General features: G+C 56.8%; 4 protein-coding genes. 3 read left to right on the forward strand and 1 reads right to left on the reverse strand.

Annotated features, from left to right (window positions below):
- The first annotated feature begins 357 nt into the window (after positions 1-357).
- The 3 genes from SX243_24825 to SX243_24835 all read left to right on the forward strand — a co-directional run bounded on the left by SX243_24825 (position 358) and on the right by SX243_24835 (position 4553).
- Positions 358-702, forward strand: coding sequence for a hypothetical protein (locus SX243_24825; protein ID MDY7096212.1), 345 nt, complete (start codon positions 358-360; stop codon positions 700-702).
- Positions 703-1040: 338 nt separating this feature from the next.
- Entirely contained in the window at positions 1041-2018 is a 978-nt protein-coding gene (locus SX243_24830) for a tyrosine-type recombinase/integrase (protein MDY7096213.1), read from the forward strand.
- A gap of 18 nt (positions 2019-2036) precedes the next feature.
- Positions 2037-4553, forward strand: a complete 2517-nt coding sequence (locus SX243_24835; protein ID MDY7096214.1) for a hypothetical protein — start codon at positions 2037-2039, stop codon at positions 4551-4553.
- Between the two features lie 71 nt (positions 4554-4624).
- Here the strand turns inward: SX243_24835 and SX243_24840 are convergent, their stop codons facing one another.
- Entirely contained in the window at positions 4625-5617 is a 993-nt protein-coding gene (locus tag SX243_24840) for a hypothetical protein (GenBank protein MDY7096215.1), read from the reverse strand.
- Between the last annotated feature and the right edge of the window lie 423 nt (positions 5618-6040).

The following is a 6040-nucleotide window of genomic DNA, read 5'->3' on the forward strand; positions in this document are numbered from 1 at the left end:
GGTGGCTGCCCTCAGGTAGTTGGAGGCCCGGTTTTCTCGATGGGTTGCTAGCCTGAGATCCGACCGTCGAAGTGGTGGGCTGGCGCCCACCCTACAACTGGCTGATGCGCCTCCTGGAGTTGGGGGGGCGCCAGCCCACCATCACGCCTCGTTCCTGCGGCCCGCCATGGGACCTGCAGCTTTCCCGACGGCCCATCCCACCGAGGCTCGGTGACCGCGGGACCTGTCCCCGAAGCCCATGCTACAGTCCTGCAGCATTCACTGCTCGATAAGAGTTCGGCGAACGGTCGCCGGGAGCTCTCGGGCCAATCTGATGATAGGGCCTCTCTAAGAAGCCCGACATGGAGGAGAACTACCATGAAGCTTTCGATCTACATCCTGTCCATCGTCCTCGCCACCTTCGCCTTGGCGGGCGTTGTCCACGCGGAAGAGCCAGCGGCAGCTACCACCGCCGTCCACGCCGAGCTCCCCCAGGCCCCGCTCTTCACCGCCCAGCCCACCGCCCTCGGCACCCCCAACAGCGAAGCCAAGAACCCCGGCACCGAGGGCTACGCGTGCTCCGCCACCACCACTTGCCCCGGCAGCGTCCGGTTCAACATTCCGCCCTACCAGATCAGCTGTCAGGGCTACTACGACTGCTACTCCGTTCCGGGCTCGGCGGTGGTGTGCGACGGCTTCGGGAAGGAGTGCTTCCCAGGCTGAGCTCGTCTTCATCCCCCTCTTGAAAGCCCCGGCGGCCTTGGGTCGTCGGGGCTTTTTGCATGGGCTGTTCGCGGTGCCGTCGAACCTGGATCGACCGCCTCTGCGCCGCTGGCGGTCCTCCGGCCTTGATGCGGCGAGGGCCCTGCTCTTGCAGCGCCTGACTCCTTCCCCGAGCCGCTCTCGTCAGCCGTCCACTCTCGCCTCTCTGTCAGAAAATACTCGCTAAAACGCTATTTATTCCGTATTCGAGTAATCTCGGGTGCTCCCAGCTACGCGTGCTCGCGACTTTTTTCTACTCGGGGCCGTCCCGGCTCCTCTATGCGCGGAGATCCCTGGCTATGCACTTCGACGAGGCCCAGAGCCGATTCCTCGACGCCTGCCGCCACGAGCGGAACTTGTCTACCCACACCCTGCGGGCCTACGGCATCGACCTGCGGGAGCTCGCCACCTTCCTGAAGCGGTCCGGAAGGCTCGGGGAGCCGGTGGAGGCGCTGGATGCGGAGTGTCTGCGGGAGTACAGCGGATACCTACTCACGGAGCGCGGCCTCCAGGCGACCACGGTGCGCCGCCGCATGGCTTGCTTGCGGGCCTTCTTCGGGTGGCTGGAGGATCGGGAGGTGATCGAGCTCTCTCCCTTCCGCCGTTTGAAGCTCCGCATCCGCACCCCCCAACGCCTGCCACGCCACCTCCATGCCGCGGAGATCCGGGCGCTCCTCCGCGCCATCGGGAGTGCCCTGGATCTGAATCCATTCCGCAGCTACGAGCACCAGGAGATCCCCTACGACCTCTCGCCCAGCCGGTTCATTCAGCTGACGCTCTTGGTCGCGGTGGAGACGCTGGTGGCCACCGGCTTGCGGGTCAGCGAGCTGACGGGGGCGACGATAGATGCGCTGGATCTGACAGAAGGAGCGCTACGGGTCGAGGGCAAAGGCTCCCGGGAGCGCCAAGCCTTCCTCACCGATCCGGAGCTCCGCATACTCCTCGCCCGCTACCTCATCCTCCGGGACGCCCGTGCCGAGGACACCCAAGCCCTCCTGATCAATTCGCGCGGCACCCGGGCCTCCTCCCAATTCATCCGCAAGCACCTCCACGAAGCCGCCTCCCGCGCCGGCCTCCGCCGCCCCGCCACCCCCCACATGCTCCGCCACTCCTGCGCCACCCTCCTCCTCGAGGCCGGCGTAGACATCCGCTACGTCCAGCGCCTCCTCGGTCACAGCTCCATCGCGACGACCGAGATTTATACCCATGTCTCAGCCTCCGGCCTGCGGGCGGCGTTGGTGGGGGCGGATGTGCGGGGGGTGGTGGTGAATTCTTAGCAGTGAGAACTAAGAATTATGCTAACTTCGGAAGACTTCATTAACCGGTCCGCGGATCTTTCCTGGCTCTCAGCAAACTATCAAGACGCTGAGACCAAAACACCCACGGTCGCAATAATAAGCGCCGAAACTGGCGTGGGGAAGAGCGCATTAGTGAGGCATTGGAGCAACGCTCAGGATGCGCACCACCTCAGAGCCGAAGTAAAGGATGTAGAGAGGAGGAACGGGCTTTACATTTCAAAGCTAGCTGCGGCAGCGAACACGCTCGCGGAAAGCTCTGGAAACCTGCCAACTCTCGACTCCTATTTTCGCTCTCTCCCAACCGAAAGCGTGAAAGGGCAGCATGACCAGAGGCTTCTACAGGAAGCTTTCAGCACGCCACCACTAAAACCTTTCAAGCCAATTGGATCGATGCTCAAGCGGAAGATGCGATTAACGCACTCCGACCTCAAGGCTAAGCTATACCCAGGGACAGATACGGGCTTTTGGGAGCTAGCGGACTACCTGGAACTCTTCCTCGAGAAAGCGGGGCGACTAATAGTCAGCGTCGAAAACGTCCAGTCCCTTGATCCTCTCTCCAAAGATATCCTGACAGAACTAATAACTCACAACAGTTTGGCATTCTTCATCTGGGAATACACGACCGGCGAAGACTGCAACTTCTTATTGGATGACCTCGTTCACGAGTGCGAGATGGCCTCCGCAAGAGTGCCTATCCGGAGACTCCAGTGGTTGCCCCTCAAGGATATCCTAAAAAGCGGCACCACGGTCAACTTTGAGCGCCTTCTCGAAAAGGCCTATTATGAAACCTCCGGAAACCTGAGAGCCCTTAAGGACCTTGAGATACTATTACTAGATGAGCCAGCAAAAGAGGCCTTTAATACCCAAGAGGTCAATGTCATTTCGGAGCTTGATGCCACTGGTAACCCGACAGTGGCATTGCTGGAAAGCCTCAGGAAGTCCGACCTCTTTCTGACTGTTTCTCTTGCAGTCCATGGAGCCCATGCGTCCGAATACGGCATCATGGCTATGTATGATCGCGCAGCTCATTTTCAAGACTTTTTCTTAGATGTAGAAGCTTCCCTATCGCGCCTGCTTGACCTTGGCCTCATAGAGCGGCAGAGTGACGAACAGTACGCCCTCTGTCATGACTCTACTGCCAAGGCCCTTCTTTCCTCCGATAGCTTCGTCGCATTCCGTGAGCTGGCCTATTCGTCTTGGACAGCCCTCTACGAGGCCCTGCTTGAAGAAGAAGACTTCCTGGACCACTCAAAGTCTCAGATCCTTACCCGGCTAGCCTCTCTCTACTGCATCGCCCAGCCAAAGAAACTACTCAACCTATTCGAGGAAATTCGCTCTCTGGCACTAAACAGCAGATATCCGAGAGAAATAGTCTCCTACGTCGAGAAACTCTGGAAGGAGCTTCGAAGAGCCGGTCAACAAGGGCGTGAGATCAACGCAAGTACCCAGCAGGACCTAGAGAAGGAAGTTGAGAAAGAGCTCCTAGGGATCTACTACCAGAGCGGCCTCTACCGGGAGGCCTACGAGGTCCTGAGGGCCGGCTCGCTTAACGACAAAGAGAGAGAACTGCTAGAGCTGGCTCTACTGGATCGCCTTGAAGAGCACGCGGCCGCACTACAGAGGTGCGAGGAAATTTGGATCCAAAATCCGACAACGGCCACTGATTACAGAGTAAACCTGTGCGTGAAGCTTATCGAGATGACTTCGCTAAGGTCGCTAAATAGAATCGAGGCCTGCTGGCAAGCATACGAAGCCATCAGAGCCGAGCCTATTTTCAGAGAATTCAGGGAGTACGGCTATTTCTTGCGCAACTCCGAGATTCTACTGCCCCCTCGGGCCGCCTTAAACGCAACCAGGGAGAGTGCAGAGTTCTTCAAGAGTCAGAACCGTCAACGTGATGAGGCTCATTCTCGGATATCTATCGCCATGTACCTGATTAGGCTGGGTGAATTCAGCTCAGCGCTGAACGAACTCGACCTGGCCCTAAAGCTCCTAGGCGGCGCCTTCATGGAGCGACACATAGTGGCCAATAATCGAGCCGTGGCGGAGGTCCTGGCTGGCGAGAGTCGTTACGAGCTGATAACCCAAAGACTGCACCATGCTCTCAGGACTGTCGCTAACTCTTTCGACAGGATAGTTCTGCTAAACAATATCGGGGTTGTATCATCCTTAGCTTCCCGCTGGGGGTATGCCGACGATGTCTTCGAGGCGGCTCACAGAAGCCTGCGGGGGCAGCCAGACCGGGCTCTTCTGAGGACCGTACTATTTAACCAGTCAATCTCGTATAGAGATCGAGGCGACAGGAAAAGGGCGAGCCAGTTCCTCCGACGGGCCGTCGGGGTCTTTCAAGTCCATGAGCCGCTCTGGAAGCAGCGCCTATTCGGACATCAACAGGAGGATGAAGATGGCAGCGCTAGTTATGCAAGCTTCCTTCGCTACCATCTGTCGATGATCACTTTTTGGCATTTCGAAATACCAAAGGTTCTTAGTGCGGACGGCAGGGAGCTGCCCTGATGATGCTCAGCATCCGTACGCTCCTTTGGGGCGAGCATACAGGGCACGCACTGGCTCTAACGTAGCGGCTTTCACCAAGAGGCTGTTGAGACAAGAAATGAAATCAGTCGAGCGTAGGACTCGCCGCAACCTTCTGCGGCTATTTCAAAGCAGGAGTCTGGCCCCAGATAGATGTCCGGACTAAGTTCAATCATTTGGAAATCCCCACGTCTCATTCTGCCGTCTACCCGAATAATGTGCACCTTACCCAGGGAGTCGACAAGGCGGTAGACTCTCTCGAAGAGTTCTGGGTATTTGCTCGACATGGAGAACTTTTGACTAATATTCTCTCGGGAGACCTTCTTAAGCTCTAGGCTATATATTGTTTTTTCGAGTGAGCAAGGTCCCTCATGCAGCTCGTAGAGCACAACGCCCTCAAGGAATATTTCTTCTTTTGCGAAGACGAGTAGCAAGCTCGCCTCGACCCCTTCCGCAAACTCCTCTACCAGTATAGGTTGCCTGTGGATGGAATGAACCTCATGGGCAGTACTTTCTGCGTCGACATAGGAATGCACAAGTGAGCGCTGGCTAATTCCTATCGAGCCGCCTTCGAAATTGGGCTTCACGACTAAAGGTAAGGCAAGAGTCTCAAGCGCTGCCTGAACCTTCCTTCTTTCCTGAAAGTCTGTGGGCGTGAGGAGCACTGCCTGTGGAGTCGAGAGACCGGCTCTTGTTGCTAGGCGCTTCGCCACAAACTTGTCCTGGCATATTACTTGCGTATAGGCGTCGGACCCTACGTATGGGACTCCCCAGGCTTCGCAGATCGAGGGGACTAGGGCTCTCCTGCTTCTGGAAGCAACTCCTGACCACAGGGGAAATACAACGGTATCGGCAGGAAGCCTGGGAGCCTGCCGGATAAGCTCGGCCGGATTATCAATATGGCGAAACCTACAGTCACACTCGAGAATTCCTGCTCGGATCTTCTCAAAGTAGGCGTCTTCGAGTCGTTCAAGGTCTTTCGACTGAAGGTTGGCCTCTTGGTGATTTTCAACTCGATCAGCAACAAGCAAAACAGTCTTACTCACTGAAGCTCCCTACGGCAATATTTGGTATATTAAGTAGTTCCTCGGGGTCAAATATCTGCCCGGCGGTAAGAGACCCAGCATTCGTGCCGACAAAGGGCTCCAGAAGCACCTTCTGGCAAAGAAGATGAAGCTGGCAGAAAGATGTATTCCATGGATTCACTAAGCCTGCCCGAAGTCCGTAAATGTTCAGGAGCTCAGATCTAGGCAGGATGCTGAGGCTGCGTGCGTGCGTAAAAGTTCGGACACGTTTTCGCGACATCCGGTCACAGCCTCGTAGGTGCACGGCAACAACCTGATGTTTCGAGCGGAGCACCAAAGACTTCAACTCTCTCGACAAGGGGATGTTTCTCGCTTGCGCTGCTTCTTCGCAGGAGACTACTGGCTGGTGGAATAGATAGCGTTTTTGAGGCATAATTCTTAGTT

This window comes from Acidobacteriota bacterium, assembly GCA_034211275.1.
Lineage (GTDB): Bacteria > Acidobacteriota > Thermoanaerobaculia > Multivoradales > JAHZIX01 > JAGQSE01.

Bases quoted from the DNA above. Each gene is read 5' to 3' on its own strand.
- SX243_24830 (MDY7096213.1), top strand. From the start codon at position 1,041: ATGCACTTCGACGAGGCCCAGAGCCGATTCCTCGACGCCTGCCGCCAC.
- SX243_24825 (MDY7096212.1), top strand. From the start codon at position 358: ATGAAGCTTTCGATCTACATCCTGTCCATCGTCCTCGCCACCTTCGCC.
- SX243_24835 (MDY7096214.1), top strand. From the start codon at position 2,037: ATGCTAACTTCGGAAGACTTCATTAACCGGTCCGCGGATCTTTCCTGG.